This is a genomic window from Chryseobacterium sp. PMSZPI (assembly GCF_002835665.1).
Classification (GTDB): Bacteria; Bacteroidota; Bacteroidia; order Flavobacteriales; family Weeksellaceae; genus Chryseobacterium.
On record NZ_PIZV01000078.1, the window covers coordinates 1 to 20033 of the forward strand.

General features: G+C 34.7%; 15 protein-coding genes. 8 read left to right on the top strand and 7 right to left on the bottom strand.

All coding sequences use genetic code 11. The annotated features are described in order from the left end of the window. Positions 1-365: 365 nt before the first annotated feature. Positions 366-1994, bottom strand: a complete 1629-nt coding sequence (locus tag CW752_RS16220; protein WP_101240744.1) for an acyl-CoA carboxylase subunit beta — start codon at positions 1992-1994, stop codon at positions 366-368. A gap of 396 nt (positions 1995-2390) precedes the next feature. On the opposite strand from CW752_RS16220, the gene CW752_RS16225 reads away from it, so the two are divergent. Genes CW752_RS16225 through CW752_RS16235 form a run of 3 tightly spaced genes read left to right on the top strand, consistent with a single transcriptional unit; the run spans position 2391 to position 5120 of the window. Beyond that, positions 2391-3269, top strand: coding sequence for a DMT family transporter (locus tag CW752_RS16225; protein WP_101240745.1), 879 nt, complete (start codon positions 2391-2393; stop codon positions 3267-3269). 12 nt (positions 3270-3281) lie between these two features. Beyond that, complete coding sequence (locus CW752_RS16230) at positions 3282-4364, top strand: PorV/PorQ family protein (protein WP_101240746.1); 1083 nt, start codon at positions 3282-3284, stop codon at positions 4362-4364. Between the two features lie 12 nt (positions 4365-4376). After that, positions 4377-5120 carry a hypothetical protein gene (locus CW752_RS16235; protein WP_101240747.1) on the top strand — a complete coding sequence of 248 codons (744 nt, stop codon included), beginning with the start codon at positions 4377-4379 and terminating at the stop codon, positions 5118-5120. Positions 5121-5655: 535 nt separating this feature from the next. Here the strand turns inward: CW752_RS16235 and uvrC are convergent. Beyond that, the gene (uvrC, locus tag CW752_RS16240; RefSeq protein WP_101240748.1) at positions 5656-7449 is read right to left on the bottom strand and encodes an excinuclease ABC subunit UvrC; all 1794 of its coding nucleotides are present in this window, start codon (positions 7447-7449) and stop codon (positions 5656-5658) included. A gap of 89 nt (positions 7450-7538) precedes the next feature. Continuing rightward, positions 7539-8300, bottom strand: a complete 762-nt coding sequence (locus CW752_RS16245) for a hypothetical protein (protein ID WP_101240749.1) — start codon at positions 8298-8300, stop codon at positions 7539-7541. 131 nt (positions 8301-8431) lie between these two features. On the opposite strand from CW752_RS16245, the gene hutH reads away from it, so the two are divergent. From hutH to CW752_RS16260, 3 genes are all read left to right on the top strand, one after another. Further along, complete coding sequence (gene hutH, locus CW752_RS16250; RefSeq protein ID WP_101240750.1) at positions 8432-9919, top strand: histidine ammonia-lyase; 1488 nt, start codon at positions 8432-8434, stop codon at positions 9917-9919. 85 nt (positions 9920-10004) lie between these two features. Continuing rightward, positions 10005-10451 (top strand): GNAT family N-acetyltransferase, encoded by a 447-nt coding sequence (locus CW752_RS16255; RefSeq protein WP_101240751.1) that lies wholly within the window; start codon positions 10005-10007, stop codon positions 10449-10451. A 123-nt stretch (positions 10452-10574) separates the two neighbouring features. Next, entirely contained in the window at positions 10575-12056 is a 1482-nt protein-coding gene (locus tag CW752_RS16260; protein WP_101240752.1) for a S8 family peptidase, read from the top strand. A gap of 315 nt (positions 12057-12371) precedes the next feature. On the opposite strand, the gene ygiD is transcribed toward CW752_RS16260, so the two are convergent. The 3 genes from ygiD to CW752_RS16275 form a co-directional block, all read right to left on the bottom strand. Further along, entirely contained in the window at positions 12372-13199 is an 828-nt protein-coding gene (gene ygiD / locus CW752_RS16265) for a 4,5-DOPA dioxygenase extradiol (RefSeq protein WP_101240753.1), read from the bottom strand. Between the two features lie 81 nt (positions 13200-13280). Continuing rightward, on the bottom strand, positions 13281-13793 hold the full coding sequence (locus tag CW752_RS16270; RefSeq protein ID WP_101240754.1) for a YceI family protein: 513 nt from the start codon (positions 13791-13793) through the stop codon (positions 13281-13283). 112 nt (positions 13794-13905) lie between these two features. Beyond that, a complete protein-coding gene (locus tag CW752_RS16275) occupies positions 13906-14307 on the bottom strand; it encodes a PaaI family thioesterase (RefSeq protein WP_101240755.1) in 402 nt (133 codons plus the stop codon). 213 nt (positions 14308-14520) lie between these two features. Between CW752_RS16275 and CW752_RS16280 the strand changes: the two genes are divergently transcribed. Then, on the top strand, positions 14521-16659 hold the full coding sequence (locus tag CW752_RS16280; RefSeq protein ID WP_101240756.1) for a S9 family peptidase: 2139 nt from the start codon (positions 14521-14523) through the stop codon (positions 16657-16659). Positions 16660-16933: 274 nt separating this feature from the next. Further along, positions 16934-17959 carry an LLM class flavin-dependent oxidoreductase gene (locus CW752_RS16285; protein ID WP_101240757.1) on the top strand — a complete coding sequence of 342 codons (1026 nt, stop codon included), beginning with the start codon at positions 16934-16936 and terminating at the stop codon, positions 17957-17959. A 239-nt stretch (positions 17960-18198) separates the two neighbouring features. Here CW752_RS16285 and CW752_RS16290 read toward each other — a convergent pair. Continuing rightward, positions 18199-20033 (bottom strand): SbcC/MukB-like Walker B domain-containing protein (locus tag CW752_RS16290; RefSeq protein WP_317044742.1); only part of this gene is annotated, 1835 nt, incomplete at its 5' end.

Genomic DNA, 20033 nt, shown 5'->3' on the forward strand with positions numbered 1-20033 from the left:
CTCTTTAGGTTTAATTTTTACACTAATTTATTCAAGTATTTTAAGTAATGTAAACTTACCATAGCAACGGTTACCCCGCAGCATGAGTTGGAAAGTTGAAGGGATATGAATGGGAGTGCGTTGGTGCGAGGAGTATGAGTGGATAGCAGGATAAAGCTCCTGGGAATAAAAGGAATCTTTACAGCTTATAAGTATTTTGGGTACTTTGATTCCTTGAAGTTGGAAAATGTACTATAGAATTGATATTAGATGGATAATTTATTTGATAAGGAGCTAAAAGTAAATTTTATTAGTTTTTAAATGGTAAACTAAAACGACTATCTCAAAATAGAGATAGTCGCGATTTTATTGTATTTGAAAATTTATCATACTTGAATTACTCCTAAGTTGAACTTCTCTGTAATGGGAGAATGGTTGGCCGCTTCAATTCCCATAGAAATCCATTTTCTGGTATCTACAGGGTTGATAATTGCATCAGTCCATAATCTTGCTGCAGCATATGTAGATTCCGTTTGTTTTTGATATTTTTTTGAAATGGTATCTAAAATCTCGTTATGTTCTTCTTCTGAGATTTCTTTACCTTGTTTCTTTAATGTAGATTCTTGAATCTGTGCTAATACTTTTGCAGCTTGCGCTCCACCCATTACAGCCAGATCTGCCCAAGGCCATGCAACAATTAATCTTGGATCATAGGCTTTTCCACACATTGCATAATTTCCTGCGCCATATGAGTTTCCTGTAATAATAGTAAATTTAGGTACAACAGAATTGGAAACGGCATTTACCATTTTTGCCCCATCTTTGATAATACCTCCGTGTTCTGATTTGGAACCTACCATAAATCCGGTAACATCCTGTAAGAAAATTAAAGGAATTTTTCTTTGATTACAGTTAGCAATGAACCTGGTGGCCTTATCAGCAGAATCTGAATAAATTACACCACCAAACTGCATTTCTCCTTTACCACTTTTTACTAATTTTCTCTGATTGGCAACAATTCCTACAGACCAGCCATCAACTCTGGCTGTTGCACAGATAATACTTTTACCGTAGTCGGGTTTATATTCTTCATATTCGGAGTTATCTACGATACATTTAATAATATCATAAGTATCGTATTGTTCCGCTCTGGAAACCGGCATGATTCCAAAAATATTGTCAGGGTTTTCTTTTGGAGGAAAACTTTCTATTCTGTCGAAGCCTGCTTTTTCAGTACTTCCGATAGATTTCATAATATTTTTGATTCTGTCTAAAGCGTCTTTATCATCTTTTGCCTTATAATCTGTAACCCCCGAAATTGAACAGTGGGTTGTAGCACCGCCTAAAGTTTCATTATCGATACTTTCTCCGATGGCGGCTTTCACAAGATAGCTTCCTGCAAGGAAAATAGAACCTGTTTTATCCACAATCATTGCTTCATCACTCATAATAGGCAGATAAGCTCCTCCAGCGACACAACTGCCCATTACAGCCGAAATTTGGATGATTCCCATGGAGCTCATTTTAGCATTATTTCTAAATATTCTTCCAAAATGTTCTTTATCGGGGAATATTTCATCCTGCATTGGAAGGTAAACACCTGCAGAATCTACCAGGTAGATAATTGGAAGCTTGTTTTCCATGGCGATTTCTTGAGCCCTCAAGTTTTTCTTTCCTGTAATTGGAAACCAGGCTCCAGCTTTTACAGACGCATCATTGGCTACTACAATACATTGTCTTCCGGAAACATATCCGATAACAATTACCACTCCACCACTGGGACAACCTCCATGTTCCTGATACATTTCATATCCGGCAAACGCGCCTATTTCTATGGAATCTGAATCTTTATCAAGAAGATAATCTATCCTTTCTCTTGCCGTCATTTTTCCTTCTTCACGAAGCTTTTGAAGTCTCTTTTCACCGCCTCCTTTTTTGATTTCGGCAAGCAAGCGATTGAGTTCTGATAATTTTAATCTGTTTTGATCTTCTCGTTTGTTGAATTCGATGTCCATAGAATTTTCAATTTTTTACGCTTAAAGATACTATTTTTATAAAGAATATAAATCTAAACTAAAACAGGTGTTTAATACTTTGGTTCTTAGTAAATTGTGAAATTTTTAACTAAAAAATATTTTTAAATGATTTATATTTTTTCTAACTTTACATCAGAGTAACAGAGGGTGATATCCCCTGAAAAATACTCAGTTCCTAGTTTATTTTTTTAATAGTTTATTATTTGAAGGCCCTGAAAGTTTAACAAATTTTCAGGGTTTTTTGTAACCGTTTTGCAAATACAGATTATTATTTTTTTGCTTTTAAAATTATTTTTAGATTAAATTTATCTTTTTATCAATATTTGTGATTGCTATTTGTAAATTTGCATGTTAAAATTTCAAAGAGGTTAGGATATGCATAAATTAGCGCTTTTCAGGTTGCATTTAATAGTATTTTTATGGGGGTTCACTGCAATTTTAGGAAAACTGATTCATGCGAATGCACAGGTTCTTGTATTTTACAGAATGTTGTTTGCTGCAATCTTTCTATTTATTTTTCTTAGAGTCTATAAAAAAGAGAGTATAAAAGTTTCTAAAAAAATATTCTTTCAATTGGCAGCTATTGGATTGGCGATGGCGCTTCATTGGTTCTGCTTTTTTTATTCCATTAAAGTTTCCAATGTTTCTATTGCGTTGAGTTGCCTATCGTTGTCTACTCTTTTTGCTTCAATATTGGAACCTATTATTTTTAAAAGAAAAATTGATATTTCTGAAGTGATAATGGGAGTCGTCATTGTCTCTTGTATCTTATTAATTTTTAAAACGGAATTTCATTTTAAAGAAGGTATTTTTTATGGTATTCTCTGTGCTGTATTCGGGACTATTTTTTCTGTTTTTAACGGGAAAATGTTTGGGAAAACCAGCTCAGGAAATATTATATTTTATGAAATTTTTTGTGGTTGGTTTATTTTAATGTTATTTTATCTGTTTTCCGGGCAAATTTTTCAAATGAATGAAATAAACTACAGAGACTTGGCGTTAATATGCTTGTTAGCCAGTGTTTTTACTGCCTTTCCGATGCTGGAGTCGGTAAAACTAATGAAGTATATCTCTCCATTTACTCTAATTTTAACAGTTAATTTGGAACCGGTTTACGGAATTATACTAGCTTTTTTTATCTTTGGGGAATCGGAACATATGAGCCCTGTATTTTATATTGCTTCAGGAGTTATGATACTGGCAATCATTGTAAACGGGTTAATTAAAGCCAGAAAAATAAAAAACTTTAACTAGCATCAAATTTATATGATGAAAAAATATTTTTTACTTGCATTTTCACTACTGTTTGGGCTCTCGCAATCTCAGATTATAAGGAAATATTCAAATGAATTTTTAAATATTGGAGCCGGAGCAAGAGGGCTGGCTATGGGAGGTGCAGTAATCTCTAATCAGAATGATGTTTATGCTCCTATGTGGAACCCTGCAGGTTTAATGTCTATCGATAGAGATTGGCAAGGAGCTGCCATGCACGCCGAATATTTTGAATCTATTGCAAAATATGATTATCTGGCTTATGCTAAAGTAATGGAGGAAGGAGTTTTTGGAGTTTCTGTGGTGAGACTTGGGGTAGATAATATTTTGAATACCACCCAAATGATTGATTCTGAAGGGAATATTGATTATGATAAAATCACTAAATTTTCTCAATCGGATTATGCTGCAATCCTTTCTTATGCATTTAGGCCGGGAGGAAATCCAAACCTTGATGTAGGGGTAAATGCAAAAATTGTGTATAGAAATGTCGGAAAGTTTGCCAATGGATATGGTTTCGGATTTGATGTGGGCGCAATCTATAAAGCTGATAATGGCTGGAAATTTGGAGGAATGGTTCGTGATATCACAACTACAGTGAACTTTTGGAGTATTAATCAAAAGGAACTATCTGCAGTGGTGAACGGGGAAGAATTTAACCCGGCTCCAAAAGATAAGATGGAGCTTACCATGCCAAAACTTAATGTAGGAGCAAGTAAACTCTTTGAAATCAACAGCAGCGTATATGTATTGCCAGAAGCTGGATTAAATGTTGATTTTGCTAAAACAGCGTCATTGATTTCAACAGATTTTGCAAGTATAAGCCCTTATGCCGGAGCAGAATTAGGATATCAAAAAATGATTTTTGTGAGATTGGGAATCAACAGGTTTCAATCGATTACGGATATAGAAGATCTTAAGAGAAAAGTTTCTTTCCAGCCGAGTGCAGGTATCGGAATAAGATATAGAGGACTCACCCTTGATTATGCTATTACAAATTCGGGGATAGGAGGCTCTAATTTTTATTCTAATTTCTTCTCTCTTAAGTTAGATATGGGAGCTTTCAGAAATGATTAAAATGATAAGATAATGAAAAAGGTATTCATCTTCACGTTGGCAATTTGTTCAACTATAGCTTTTGGACAAAAAATGTCGGATTATAAATATGTTTCCATCCCGGATAAATTTCAAACATTTAATGATAATTTTGGATTGGATGGACTATTAGCTAAAGCTTTAAAAGGGAAGAAGTATGAAATTCTACCTGCCAATAAAGATTTATGGCCTGCGGAAGCTAAAAACAATGCCTGTAATGTTCTTAATGCTGATGTCATAAACGATAAGAGTTTATTTACGAATAAGGTTATATTACAGTTCAAAGATTGCAATAATAAGCTTATTTTGGAATCTAAAGGGCGTTCCAATATCAAGGAATTTGAAGAAGGATATCAGGATGCTTTACAGCAAGCTTTAATGAAGACAACGATATCTAATCCTGTTGCAATGTTGCCTGCCCAGGTCCCAAATACTGATAATACGTCACAAAGTTCCAATTCTACAGTATCTGCGTCCGTTGCTCCTACATCAAGTAATTTTTCAAATGGAAAAGTAGATTTACAAAAAATTCAGCTTGATGAAAACCAGTTTATTTTAGCTAAAGCAGGTGATTCTGTACCATTTGCTATATTTATCACTACGTCGAAAAAAGATGTCTTTATTGTTAAGCTGGCCAATAAAATGACCACTATCGGTTATTTTGAAAATGGAAATATTGTTATTGATATTCCGCAGAATGACGGAAAATATTCAAAAGAAGTATTTACTAGTAAATAGATTATTATTGACAATTAAAAATAAAATAAGCTCTTGAAAAAAGAGCTTATTCGTTTTATATATGATGATGTGTTTTTTATCCTAAGGTATTGCGATCATACAGATAATGATAAAATTATGGTAATTATATACAATTTTAGACTAATGCAGTTAGTTTATTGAACCTGTCATTCTGAATGTAACGAAGTGAAATGAAGAATCTAAGCCGGACTATGAGATTCTTTTGAACTGCGTTTGCAGACCTTCAATCTGTGTCAGAAATCGAAGATTATCTCCTTCCCGTCGATGAATGTTATTTCGTCGTAATCAATGACAGTGGTGTAAAATTGTATATAGTCACCAAAATTATTTAACAATACTAATTTATGAAAAAAATATAAATAATAGCTATTTATTATTGAATATTTTAATAATTACGATTTATTAATATTGTTTTTATAATGATATAGAGGTGAATCATGGAGATGTCTCATATTGAGAAAATAAAATAACAACTTTAGAATAATAAAGTTGTTATTTATGAAAGATCGTAATATTAGTTAGCATTAAAAAACTCCCAGATTATTTTTGCTTTACTTTTTCCTATAATTTCTTCAAGTGTTTCCAAGTTAGATTCCTTAATGCGTTTTACAGATTTTAATTTGGAAAGTAAAAGCTCTATTGTTTTTTCTCCAACACCCGGAATTTCTTCTAATTCGGATTTTATGGTAGAATTTTTTCTCCGTGTTCTATGATGTTTTACCCCAAATCGGTGTGCTTCATCACGTACCCTTTGCAGAATTTTTAATGTTTCGGATTTTTTATCAAGATATAATGGAATAGGGTCTTCCGGGAAGAATATTTCTTCAAGTCTTTTGGCGATTCCGACGATGGTTATTTTTCCATAAAGACCCAATAATCTCAAACTTTTTACGGCCGATGACAACTGTCCTTTTCCTCCGTCAATCAGAATTAGTTGCGGAAGATTTTCTCCCTCGTCCAGCATTCTTTTATAACGACGATAGATAACTTCTTCCATTGTAGCAAAGTCGTTGGGTCCTTCTACTGTTTTAGGATGGAAAATTCTGTAATCCGCTTTGCTTGGCCTGCCGTCCTTAAATACAACACAGGCAGAAACAGGATTGGTCCCCTGAATATTGGAGTTATCAAAACCTTCAATATGTCTTGGTTCCACAGGCATTCTAAGCAGTTTTTGCATTTCTGCCATGATTCTGTTGGTATGTCTTTCCGGATCTACAATCTGTACTTGTTTTAATTTTTCCAGACGGTATTCTTTGGCATTCTTTTCTGAAAGTTCTACAATTCTTTTTTTGTCTCCTACCTTTGGAACAATCAGTTTTACATTAGGAATTTCTACAGATAAATGGAAAGGCAAAAGAACCTCTTTCGAATCAGAGGAGAATTTCTGACGAATTTCTATCAAAGCTTCTTCCATAATATCTTCATCTGTTTCTTCCAATATCTTCTTGATTTCTGTCGTGAAACTCTGAATGATATTTCCATTTCTTATTTTAAAGAAATTGACATAGGCGGCTGTTTCATCACTAGTCATTCCGAAAACGTCTACATCGTCAATATTAGGGTTGACAACTGTATTTTTAGCCTGATAATCTTCAAGAATGTCTAATCTTTCTTTAATGATCTGGGCTTCTTCAAATTGAAGATTAGCGGCCAGTTTCATCATCTGATTTACCAGATATTCTTTGGCTTTTCGGAAGTCTCCTTTGATCATTCCACGGATGGCATCGATCTTTTCATCATATTCTTCTTTGCTTTCCAGGTCTTCACAGGGGCCCTCACAGTTTTTAATATGATATTCAAGGCAGACTTTATACTTTCCTTCTGCTATTTTAGCCGGAGAAAGATTAAGGTTGCAGGTTCTTAGTTTATAAATATGCTTGATCGTGTCCAGTAAAATTTTAGCAGGACGTACTTTAGCATAAGGGCCATAATATTCCGAACCGTCTTTGATGACATTTCGGGTGAGAAAAACTCTTGGGAAATCTTCATTTTTAATACAAATCCAAGGATAGGTTTTGTCATCCTTTAACATGACATTATAAAACGGTTGATGTTCCTTGATGAGATTATTTTCCAGCAAAAGGGCATCATATTCACTATTTACAATGGTAGTTTCAAGACGCTGGATTTTACCTACCATTATTTTGATCCTGTATCCGGAAAGATTTTTATTGAAATAAGAGAGAACCCTCTTTTTTAAATTTTTAGCTTTCCCAACATACAAAAGTTGTTCGTTTTTATCATAATAACGATAAACGCCGGGTTCGGATGGTAAGGTTTTGAGCTGTAATTCTAAAGAAGGATTCATATAACAAAATTAAGGAAACTTTCCATATTTAAAAAAAGAAAAACCTGCAGATTATTCTACAGGTTTCCTCTCTTATTGATTTGAAATATTTATCCATTTGTCATTGTGGTATACTCGTTTACAAGAAAGCTGAAGTAATCCCATTCTACAGAATTTTTGGGGTATTTTTTCATGAATTCCTGATTGTCTCCAAAAAGAAAATCATAATTGTCTTCAAAGTCATCCTTGTGAAGCCACATAACTTTATTTCCTTTTTTTACATAATAAGATTTAATAACGCCTCCACCTAGCTGTGGAGAACCCATTACAGAAAAACCGGTGGTTTCTTTGGCTCTGGGATCATGATATACTGCAATAATATCATCAAAACCAGGATTGATTACCTGCATCAGAAATTCTTTATCATCTTTTTTATTCTTTAAGGAAACGGTCTGGTTTACAAAATATATTCTGTCATTATTAGTGTTTTTCGTAAGCTTCTTCGTACCAAAATTCCTGATGTTTCCCATATACTTTGCCACCTTGGCAATTTTTTCTGCATTGCTTGGGTATACATACATTTCGCTGATCTGATCAGCATTAAAAGTAGTGTTCTTTTTGGTTACACTGTCTTTGATGGCTACTTCATAGATTTGTCCTTTTTTGGTTTCGATTTTATTACAAAAACCTTTGTAAGAAGTTCCGTCTTTTAAAATGATGGTTGACGTTTTCTTTGGAGAGGGAGTATTAAAACCTTCATTGAAAAGATAAGTTTCCATTTTTTTGATATCCTCTTTAGAATATTTTACTTTCTGGGCGAAAGTATTCGTAGCTGCCAGACATAGCATAAGCAGTAAAGATGTAAGTTTCATGTGTTATTATTTTTAATTTTTGGTGATAAAAATAATAAATTAAATTATGTGTTATCAGAAAAATATAGAAGATTAAAATTTAGTTTTTCCAATTATTGTTAAATGCGTAATTTTAAGAAAATTTTTTAGAAATGATATACGGAGTAGATGTTTTTACTTTCCATGATGTTCTGGAAATATGTAAAAAACCTAATAAAGCCAAGCTTAATAAAGCATCAAAAGAACAAATCTTAAAATCACAGAAAAACGTACAGCAAATAGTAGAATCCGATAGATGTGTATATGGGATTAATACAGGGTTTGGACCACTGTGCGATACGAAAATATCTGCTGATGAAACAGCACAATTACAATATAACTTGATTATTTCTCATGCAGTAGGGGTAGGAAAGCCAATAGACAAAGAACTTTCAAAAATTATGATGATTGCTAAAGTTCATGCTTTATCAAAAGGATTTTCAGGAGTTTCTCTGGATGTTATTGAAAGAATGATCCTGATGCTGGAAAAAGATATTATTCCTGTAGTGCCTGAACAGGGATCTGTGGGAGCATCAGGAGATCTGGCACCTTTGGCACATCTGGTATTGCCTTTATTGGGGTTAGGTCAGGTTTGGGAAGAAAATCAGGTTTCCGACACAAAAGACGTGTTGGAAAAACATAATCTTGAACCATTAACATTAGGTCCAAAAGAAGGATTAGGATTAATCAACGGGACACAGTTCATTTTAGCACATGCCATCAAAGGTCTTGAAAAATTTGAGTATCTCTTAGATCTTGCCGATATGACTGCTGCAATGAGTCTTGAAGCGTATAGAGGATCAGCAAGCCCGTTTAAGAAAGAACTTCATGAAATCAGACCTTTTGAAGGAAGTAAGAAAGTAGCGGCGAGAATGCTTAAATTTTTAAAAGGATCGGAAAATATGAAAGCCCATGAAGATTGCGAAAGAGTACAGGATCCTTATTCCATGAGATGTGTACCGCAAGTACATGGAGCAAGCAGAAATGCTTTTGAGCATCTTAAAAATATGGCAGAAACAGAATTGAATTCTGTAACAGATAATCCGATTGTACTGAGTGCTGAAGAATCAATTTCTGGGGGGAATTTCCATGGTCAATTAATGGCGTTACCTTTAGATTATGCAACATTAGCAGCTGCCGAATTAGGGAATATCTCAGATAGAAGAAGCTATTTATTGCTGGAAGGTAAATATGGGCTTCCAAGATTATTAACGGAAAGCTCAGGTCTGAATTCAGGATTTATGATTCCTCAATATACTTCTGCGGCTTTGGTTACGGAAAATAAAACATTATGTTTCCCGGCTTCAGCTGATTCTATTCCTACAAGTTTGGGACAAGAGGACCATGTATCTATGGGAAGTATTTCGGGAAGAAAATTCAATCAGGTTCTTGGAAACCTGGTGAATATTTTATCTGTTGAGTTGATGTTCGCTGCACAAGGACTGGAATTCAGAAGGCCTTCAAAATGTTCTAAAATTATTGAAGAAAACTTTACTATCCTTCGTTCTAAAGTCTCCAAGCTGGAAGATGACAGGCTGATTGGTAAAGATATGCTGGCTATTGCAGAATTGATCAACGAAAGAAAATTTGTTGTCAACTAGTTTAAAATATAAAAATGAAAGCTTCCGGAAGGGAGCTTTTTTATTGTAAACAGAATTATAAATACAAAAAATAAATCTGGTAAACATGAATATATATAGGACAGATTCCTCAAATATAGATTTTCAAAACCTGGTTAAACACCTTGATGCAACTCTCGCTTCCCATAATGGCGATGAACATGATTTTTTTGATCAGTTCAATAAAATTGATACAATTAAACACTGTATTGTTGTTTATATAGATGAAGTTCCGGCTGCATGTGGTGCAATCAAACCATTTTCAAAAAGTATTGTTGAAATTAAAAGAATGTATACCGATCCGGCATTCAGAAAAAGAGGGTTAGCCTCTGCAATAGTTAAGGAATTGGAAAACTGGGCTAAAGATTTGGGTTTTGAAAAAGCAATTTTGGAAACTTCCCAGGATCTGAAGACGGCTATTTCTGTTTATGAAAAAGGTGGCTTCTATAAAATTCCCAATTATGGACAATATGTAAATGTAAATACAAGTGTTTGCTATGAAAAAATACTATAGGGTATTTTTGTAATCTTTTGATTTATAGTGAATTTTTAATATTTATATAATGCTAAATTCATTTCTAAAAAGTTTGTAATTCCTCCTAAAGTGTTATATTGGTCCCAACCAAAATTATAACATATGAAAAAAACTGTATTCCTCTTGGCAATATTTTTTGCCTTACATTCTTGCAACAGGGAAGAACTACCAACTGAAAATTCTAAAATTGAAATGAGCCAGAAAGATCCATTGACGGCTAAACAGATCAATGATAAGATCAATCAATCCATCAAAACAGATGGTTCTTTTAATTGGAGCCAACAATCTGATCATTTCTTATGGAGTGCTATTTTCCGTGGAAACAGAAAAGCATCTATCGGATTTGGTGATTCTAAAGATGACTTTGACAGAAGTAAATCTCCTAACAACAAAGCAATAGAAAATGAGATCCTGTCAGTGATTAAAAAACATGAAGGAAAAGATGAAAGAGGATTCCTCCAGGCAACTGATCAATATCTTAATCAAATGGATGTGATCATCGAAAATGAAGAAACCATTACGGCTCTTCGTCAATTGAAAACAATCCGATATCTTGAGCCGGGGGATTATCACTATTTTGAAAATGAGAGCAAGTTCAATACTGCAGCAAGATCTTCAAGCAGTGGCTCTTCAGGATGTGGCTTTTCATCAACAACTTTAAATGCAGTAGATTATACATCAACGACTCCGAGTGCAAAAATTCCCTGGGCTTTTACCAAACATAGTATTCCTGATGCATGGAACTATAGTACAGGAGCAGGAGTGACTGTCGGTTTGATTGATACGGGAGTTTCACCGGAACAGACACTATTGGGAAATAATTTCAATAATGGAGCTTCATCAGGAAGAACAATCAGTAAATTTGGTGTTTATAACTCAGATGGTTCTGCCGATCAGTGCGGACATGGTACTAAAATGGCTTCAGTGATGACAGCACCCAGAAATAATGCCGGATTACCCGTAGGAGTTGCTTATAACGCCAATTTGATTGCTTACCGTGCGGCTGCTAATGTGGTGTTGGATACTTCCAGCGAACAAGATGGTGTAAAAACAGCATTTACAGAATTGGGAAATAATGCCAATGTAAAGATTATTTCTATGTCGATGGGGCATATCTTTTCAGTGGGTAAAATCGAGGATGGAGTAAAATATGCTTATGCCAGAGGTAAATTAATTTTCTGTGCAGGAGGAACCTCTACAAGCTTTACTTCTTTTGTAGGCGTTATTTTCCCGGCCTGGATGCCGGAAACACAAGCAATAACAGGAGTGAAAGAAGGAACTTCCAATCAGAAATGTGATGTTTGCCATTCCGGGAAAGAAATAGATTTTACTTTTCAGATGGAAAGAGCTTCGGGAAATACAGTTCCGGTTTTAAGTTACTATAACGGACAAGCGGATTATGTGGGAGGTTCTTCAGTAGCTACGGCGGCTACGGCAGGAATAGCTGCTTTGGTTTGGTCTAAAAATCCATCGTGGACAAGAGATCAGGTTCTTAATAAAATGAGACAGTCTGCGACATACTATCCAAACGTTAACTCCAGCTTTGGCTATGGAAATATTAACGTTCTGAAAGCAGTACAATAATCTAAAAAAATAAAAACTGGGTGCTGGAAGAGGAATGTGGATGTAGTTTTAGAGCTTGTTTAAATTTTAAGAATATTATGTCATAAATCAATTTGTCATTTTTTATTACAAATAAGTTTCACCATTAAGATTCTTAAGATTTTTAGAATATTAAGTTTGAGCTCCGCTTTAAGGCATTTTGCTTATAAAAAATCTTTGATTTTTTTCTTAATTAACCTTAACAACTTAATTCATCTTAATGGTTTAAATAAAATTTAAGCAAACTCTTATAACTTTGATAGCCTCCTTTCTTCCGGTATCCGGCTTCTTTTCTTTTTATCCAATCCTTACACTTGTCATACTTAAAGAACCTCCAATAAGCTCATCATTAAATAAAGTTAGCTCTTCAGACCGGTCTTTTAACCCTAAAGTATAAAGTAGCGGAAGATAATGATCAGGCGTTGGAACTGCATATTGCAGAAAAGTTCCCTGTTTATGATAATCAATTATATTTTGAAAATTTCCGTCGAGAAGCCAATTATTGGTTTTTTCTCTGGCTTCTATTGCCCAATCCCAGCCGGCGCCTACAGTATTGATGTTTTTCCAGTCGATTAAACGTAGGTTATGAACAATATTTCCGCTTCCGATGATAAGGATTCCTTTTTCACGGAGTTTATTAAGCTGTCTGGCAAGATCATAATGATATTGTGGAGGCTTAGTATGATCAATACTGAGTTGGATTACCGGGATATCAGCTTCAGGGTACATATGTTTGATCACAGACCAGGCACCGTGATCAAGTCCCCAGTTGTGATCTTCTTCTACTATTGCAGGCAACAATAGCTCAGCAGTTTCTTTTGCCAGTTCCGGGCTGCCGGGAGCTGGGTATTGTACTTCAAATAATGCTTTGGGGAAACCATAAAAATCATGAATGGTTTTAGGCTTTTCCATGGCGGTTACAAAAGTACCGTCTGTATACCAATGAGCTGAAATACACAAAATGGCATTGGGTTTAGGGAGTTCTGTGGCTGCTTTACGAAATCCCTGTACGAATTGATTTTCTTCAATAGCATTCATAGGCGAACCATGCCCGAGAAATAAAACAGGCATTCTTTGCGTATTGTTGAAACTTTCGCTTATGTTCTGAAGATCGTTAAGATTCATATTTCATAAGGATTTATAAAATAACAAAAGGTTCAAGGCTTTTAGACAAATCCCTGAACCTTTTATGAAGTATATTGAAAATTATGCTTGTTTTACAAACTGTAATTCACCAGCGATTTTTACATCATCACTTACCATTACACCCCCAGCTTCAAGGGCTGCATTCCAGTTTAATCCGAAGTCTTTTCTGCTGATTTTTCCTTCAAAAGAGAATCCAGCTTTTGTATTTCCCCATGGGTCAACATTGATTCCCCCGAAGTCTACATCCAATGTTACAGGTTTTGTGATTCCATTGATGGTAAGGTTACCAACCACTTCATTGTTCAAATTTTGAGATTCGAAAGTGATTGTCGGATGTACTTCTGCGTTAAAGAATTCTGCAGATTTTAAGTGATTATCTCTGTCTGTATTGTTTGTGAATACAGAATCAGTTTGGATAGTAGCTGTAGTTTTTGCGTTTGCGAAGAATTCATCTTCAGATTCAATTGTAGCAGTGAAGTTTCTGAAGCTTCCTTTTACATTAGAAATCATCATGTGTTTTACTTTGAAAGTGATTTCACTATGTGTTGGGTCTAGGTTCCATTTTGTTGCCATTGTGTTATATTTTGTTTGTTATTAATGATGCAAATTTAGGATAGAGACCAGGTATGAAACATTGATATAGGATAAGAAATGAGCTTTACGCTTATTTATCCAATTTTCAACCTTAGTATAATATACTGATCATCGTCGCTGTCATCTTTGATAATAATTTCTCTTCGCTGCTATCATATACATAGCCTTCACAAACCGTTAATGTTTTTCCTGACTGTAAAACCTTACCTATAGCAATAAGCTTATCGGTTTTAGCAGGTTTCATAAAATTTATTTTAAACTCTACCGATAATACTTCTGCATTTTCCGGCATCAGAGTTAATGCTGCATAACCACAAGCGCTATCTACGATACTGGTAGCTACGCCGGCATGAAAAAATCCATGTTGTTGAGTGAGTTTTTCGGAAAACTGACATGAGATTTTTACCTGCCCTTTTTCTACATTGAGTAATTCGGCACCCAAAGTTTTCATTAATCCTTGCCGATCAAAACTTTTCTTTATTCTATCATACATATCTGTCCGATGGTTTAATTAAAACGTACAACATTTGTGAGATTTAGAGATTTTCTTGTCGCTTTGTGTTGAGCAATAACATCCACAAAATCTACTATTAAGTTAAGAAATAATTTCAATCATTTCGTTAAATTTATTTTATGAATGTTTTATTTTAACATTTCTTAACGGATGGTTTTTATTTCTTATTTTTGAGGGATTCAATTCTATACAATGAAATTAAATAAATTTTCTTTATTGATGCTGGTTTTGGGTAGTTCTGTATTGGCCCAGACACAGAAATTTACAATGGCGGAGGCTGTAAATGGAATGAGAACAAACCTTGCCGTGAAAAATATTTCCCAATTTTCATGGTCAGCAGATGGAAAATCTTATATCCAGTCAGTGAAAGGCGGATATTTGATTACAGATTTAAAAACCAACAAACAGGATACTTTAGTATCTATGACACAGTTGAACAGACAACTTTCGAATGATCAGTTGCAAGCTCTTCCACCAATTAAATTTGCAGATAATTCACATGCATACTTTAATACAGGAGGTAAAATGTTCTGGATTGAAAAATCTGGTGCCGACTGGAAAATCAAAAATAAAGTAACAGTAGACCTGGATGCTGTGAATGTTAAAATGTTTGGTGACGGTCAGACTTTTGCGTTTACAGCAAAGAACAATCTGTTTGTGAATAAGAACGGAAAAACGATTGCTGTTACCAATGAAGCGAATGAGAATATCATCAGCGGACAGGCAGTTCACAGAAATGAATTCGGTATTGATACCGGTATTTTCCCTGCTCCAAACTCCGAAAGTGTTGCTTTTTATAGAATGGATCAGACGATGGTAGCAGATTATCCGATCATTGACTGGTCTGTGACCCCTGCTGTTAACCATAATATTAAATATCCAATGGCGGGTCAAACTTCTCATCAGGTGACCTTAGGGGTATACAATATCAAAAATCAATCAACAACTTTCTTAAAAGTTGAAGGTGAGAAAGATCAATATTTAACAGCAATTACCTGGAGTCCGGATTCGAAGTACATTTTTGTAGCAGTTCTTAACAGAGGACAAAATCATATGAAAATGAATCAATATGATGCGGTAACAGGAGAGCTGGTGAAAACATTATTTGAAGAAACGGACAGTAAATATGTTGAGCCACAGCATCCTCTTACCTTCTTCCCAAATTCCAACACTGATTTTATCTGGCAAAGCCAGAGAACAGGGTACAATCATTTGTTTCATTATAGTTTAGAGAAAGGTCTGGTTGCCCAAATAACGAAAGGAGACTGGCTTGTGACAGAGATTTTAGGATTTAATGAGAAAAAGAAGGATATTTATTTTATTTCAACGAAAGAAACTCCTTTAGAAAGACATTTATATAAGATTAACTGGGCTAATTTCAAGATGCAGAGATTGGATAGTGAGGCAGGGATGCACTCCGGAGTATTGAGTAGTGATGGGAATTATTTGTATGATGCATACAGTAATCCGACCTCTCCAAGAGTAGCTAATATTATTAACACGGCTAATTTAAAATCTACCAATATCCTTACTTCTGAAAATCCATTAAAAAATTATCAGAGACCTGAAATTAAAAATGTAGAATTAAAGGCAGACGACGGGACTCCTTTATACGGAAAGATCATTCTTCCTACCAATTTTGATCCTAATAAAAAGTATCCGGTCATCGTATATTTATACAACGGACCTCATTTACAATTGATCAGTAATAGCTTTCCGGCCTCAGGAAATTTATGGTATGAGTATATGGCACAAAATGGATATATTATCTTCACCATGGACGGAAGAGGTTCATCTAACCGAGGGTTGAAATTTGAACAAGCTGTTTTCAGAAACCTGGGCACAACGGAAATGAAGGATCAAATGAAAGGTGTAGATTATCTGAAGTCCCTTCCTTATGTAGATGCCGAAAGAATGGGAATCCACGGATGGAGCTTTGGAGGATTTATGACAACAAGTTTTATGCTTCGTAATCCTGATGTCTTTAAAGTAGGAGTAGCAGGAGGACCTGTTATCGATTGGAATATGTACGAAATTATGTATGGCGAAAGATATATGGATACTCCGCAGGAAAATCCACAAGGATATGCTGCAGCCAATCTTTTAGACAAAGTTCAGAATCTTAAAGGAAAATTATTAATGATTCACGGTGCACAAGATGATGTTGTAGTATGGCAACATTCTATAAAGTTCATCAAAGCAGCTGTAGATAATGGAGTGCAATTGGATTATTTTGTGTATCCGGGGCATCCGCATAATGTAATTGGGAAGGACAGAGTTCATCTGATGCAGAAAGTAACAGATTATTTTGATCAGTATTTGAAAAAATAATAAAAAAATCCAGTCACCTCGACTGGATTTTGTTTATTGCCACGAATGCACGAATTATTTTATTAGTGCATTTGTGGCAAAATTATAAATACAATGTTTGCTGAAAATTTTTGATTTTCTTGTGTCTTAAAAGCAATTTGTTAAAACTTCTTTTATTCCAACAATCTAAAGCTAGGTAAAAGTTTGCATGTAACGGCAACGCTTTACGATCTTATCAAACATCAATGTTTTTGATTTTTCATAGTGGTAATTTTGTATCACTAAAATCAACAATATGGAATTAGGAATAGGAATGTTCGGTGACTTGGCGTTTGATCAGTCAACCGGAAAATATAAAGATGCCGGAATCAAAATCCGTGAAATATTAGATCAGGTGAAATTAATGGATGAGGTGGGAATTGATGTTTTCGCCATGGGTGAGCACCACCGTCCGGATTACGCCGTTTCTTCCCCGGAAATGGTATTGGCAGCGGCAGCCAGCATTACAAAAAATATTAAATTGGCAAGTGGAGTTACGGTTTTAAGTTCTTCCGAGCCGGTAAAAGTATATGAAGACTTTTCAACATTGGATTTGATTTCAGATGGAAGAGCAGAAATATTCGTAGGGCGTGGAAGTTTTATTGAGTCGTTTCCTTTATACGGTTATTCCTTGAATGATTATGAGGAGCTTTTTGATGAAAAATTAGACTTATTAATGAAAATCAACTCCGAGGAAAATGTAACATGGTCAGGAAAATTGCGTGCTCCAATGCAGAACCAAACGGTATACCCGAGAGCTAAAAATAACGGGAAACTTCCAATCTGGAGAGCTGTTGGAGGTACACCACAGTCTGTTCTGAGTGCTGCGAAATTAGGAATGCCTTTGGTAGTGGCAATCATTGGAGGAATGCCTATCCAGTTTAAAAATCTGATTGAATTCTATAAACAGGAATATCAAAAAGCAGGACATGATATGTCAGCTATGCAGATTGCCATTCACTCACATACTTTTGTAAGCGATGATCAAAATGTTGTGGATGGTTATTTCCATAATTATAAATCTCAAATGGATAGGATAGGAGCTTCCAGAGGCTGGGCACCTTATACTAAAATGCAGTATGACGGAGGAAGAAGCAAAGATGGAGCTTTATTCATCGGAAGTTCAGCTGAGGTAGCAGATAAAATTGCTTATATGAAAGAACTTTTCGGAATCACACGATTTATCGGGCATATGGATGTGGGAGATCCTGCTCATGATGTAATGATGAAGTCTATCGAATTATTCGGGAAGGAAGTAAAACCATTGGTTCAAAACTTGTAATTACAGGTCATATTTAATCACAAAAGTCACAAAAGCATTTTAAACACTTTAGTTATTTTTTAAGTTAAAAACTTTACGGACATTAAGTACACTTAAGTTTTACGAAAATCTTCGATTTTCAGCTTATGTGAACTTTTTATGCAGGACAATTGTCAACTTACTTAAGTGTACTAAAGTGTTTTAAAATAAAGCTTTTGTGACTTTTGACTTTGTCGAATCTTCGATTTGTGGTTTTAAAATCAGATGATCTGAATTAAACTTCCTCTTTCCTCATCTTTTACAATATTGAGTGCCGTCGGAATTTTTTCTTTAAGCTCTTCAACATGTGAGATTATTCCGACAATTCTGTTCTCTTTCATTAGGTTGGTAAGCGTTTCAAATACAATATTTACCGATTCAGTATCCTGAGTTCCGAAACCTTCATCAATAAAAAAGAAGTTTTTATCAGCTTGTGCATTAGATTGAACACTTTCTGCCAAAGCCAGAGCAAGACTTAATGATACCTGGAAAGCCTGACCCCCGGAAAGTGTTTTTACACTTCGGCTTCTTCCTTCGTTGAGGTAATCTATAATCTCAAAATCGTTATTTTCGTTCAATTGTAGGCTCAACTGATTTCTGGTCATTTTATGAAAACGCACATTGGCATGATCACACAATTGTCTCAAATAAATAGATGATACATATTGTACAAAACCTGCTCCTTTGAACAAGTTGATCATCAATTTAAGATTATCAGAACGCTTTTGGAGGGCAGCAAGTTGTGTGAGTAGTTCACCCTTTTTACGATATTCTTTTTCTAATCGTTCTACTTCTGATCCCATTTTCACAACTGAATCATTGACCTGTTTCAGTTCTTGATGTGCCTCATTGAATTGTTTTTCAGTCAAAGAATATTGTTCATCATTGAATGCAAGACCTTTAAGCTTTAGTTCCAATCCTTCAATGACTTTCTTTAAGGTTTCAAAATCGATTTTAAACTTTTGAATCTGAGCTCTGGCAAGTTCAATATTAATTTCCAGACGTAAAATTTGTTCAACCTCTTTAAAATCTTTGAATTTTTGCGCTGCCAATGCTTTATCAACTGTTTCATTATTATTTGAAATTTCTTTCTCAAGCTCTAAAATCTGTTTTTCAGATTGACTGACAATTGCTTTTTGTTCTGCCAGTTTTGGAGCAAGAATTTTTTCCTGCTGAGAGGTCTTCTGATAATTTTGCTCAATTTCAATATTGGATTGTACCAGCTTTTGGTAGGCTATTTCAATTTCAGGGACATTCTTTTGTTCATAATTGTGCCAGTCTAGCACTTTAAGATGAGAGCGATTAATATTGATCTGTTCCTGTTTTGTAGCCTCTTCGAGTTTGAAAGCTTCAAGAGCAGTTTTGTATTTTTCTAAAAGTTTACCTTCTTTATCAAGTGTTTCCCGTTCTAAGACAAGGTTTCGTTCAATTTCTTCAATCTTTTTATCTAAAGCAAAAGAGTCTGTTCTTTTTTTCTCAAACTCATCCTCATGATCCGGGCTGAATGGTGTCCAGATAAATTGTTGAATATGAATTTCAAGATCCTTTTGGAGTTGGTGTAGTTCTTTTTGTTCAGCAGTAAGTTGATCTTCAAATATTTTTTTTCGGTCCAGAATTTTTTCAATTTCAGCTTCCATTTTCTGAATTTTCAGAATTTCTTGTTCTGTAGTAGCAAGTTGTTCCTGAATTTCCTGCAATTCGGTATTTACATCATGAAACTCCACGATATTCGGATGTTCTTTGGAGCCACAAAGCGGACAATCTTCGCCGTCATGTAATTCATTGGCAAAACGAGAAAGCTCTTTTTGAATTTTTAAATGATCCAGTTTTTGTGAAAATTCTTTTTTCCTGGTTTCTAAGGTTTCTCGCTGAACTTTGAAATCCTCTTTAAAATCCTTTTTAAAGTTAAATGGTTTCAGTTCTTCAAAAATGAGATCAATTTGTTGTTGTAATTTTTTATTTTTTTCAGTTTGTTCCTGTTGTGATTTTTTAAAATTTTTATGTTGAATAAACCAGTTTCCAATATTGCTAAGCAAGGCAGTATCAAGCTTCTGTT

Bases quoted from the DNA above. Each gene is read 5' to 3' on its own strand.
- CW752_RS16225 (WP_101240745.1), top strand. From the start codon at position 2,391: ATGCATAAATTAGCGCTTTTCAGGTTGCATTTAATAGTATTTTTATGG.
- CW752_RS16270 (WP_101240754.1), bottom strand. From the start codon at position 13,793: ATGGCAACAAAATGGAACCTAGACCCAACACATAGTGAAATCACTTTC.
- CW752_RS16230 (WP_101240746.1), top strand. From the start codon at position 3,282: ATGATGAAAAAATATTTTTTACTTGCATTTTCACTACTGTTTGGGCTC.
- uvrC (WP_101240748.1), bottom strand. From the start codon at position 7,449: ATGAATCCTTCTTTAGAATTACAGCTCAAAACCTTACCATCCGAACCC.
- CW752_RS16285 (WP_101240757.1), top strand. From the start codon at position 16,934: ATGGAATTAGGAATAGGAATGTTCGGTGACTTGGCGTTTGATCAGTCA.
- CW752_RS16245 (WP_101240749.1), bottom strand. From the start codon at position 8,300: ATGAAACTTACATCTTTACTGCTTATGCTATGTCTGGCAGCTACGAAT.
- CW752_RS16260 (WP_101240752.1), top strand. From the start codon at position 10,575: ATGAAAAAAACTGTATTCCTCTTGGCAATATTTTTTGCCTTACATTCT.
- CW752_RS16275 (WP_101240755.1), bottom strand. From the start codon at position 14,307: ATGTATGATAGAATAAAGAAAAGTTTTGATCGGCAAGGATTAATGAAA.
- hutH (WP_101240750.1), top strand. From the start codon at position 8,432: ATGATATACGGAGTAGATGTTTTTACTTTCCATGATGTTCTGGAAATA.
- CW752_RS16255 (WP_101240751.1), top strand. From the start codon at position 10,005: ATGAATATATATAGGACAGATTCCTCAAATATAGATTTTCAAAACCTG.
- CW752_RS16280 (WP_101240756.1), top strand. From the start codon at position 14,521: ATGAAATTAAATAAATTTTCTTTATTGATGCTGGTTTTGGGTAGTTCT.
- CW752_RS16235 (WP_101240747.1), top strand. From the start codon at position 4,377: ATGAAAAAGGTATTCATCTTCACGTTGGCAATTTGTTCAACTATAGCT.
- CW752_RS16220 (WP_101240744.1), bottom strand. From the start codon at position 1,994: ATGGACATCGAATTCAACAAACGAGAAGATCAAAACAGATTAAAATTA.
- ygiD (WP_101240753.1), bottom strand. From the start codon at position 13,199: ATGAATCTTAACGATCTTCAGAACATAAGCGAAAGTTTCAACAATACG.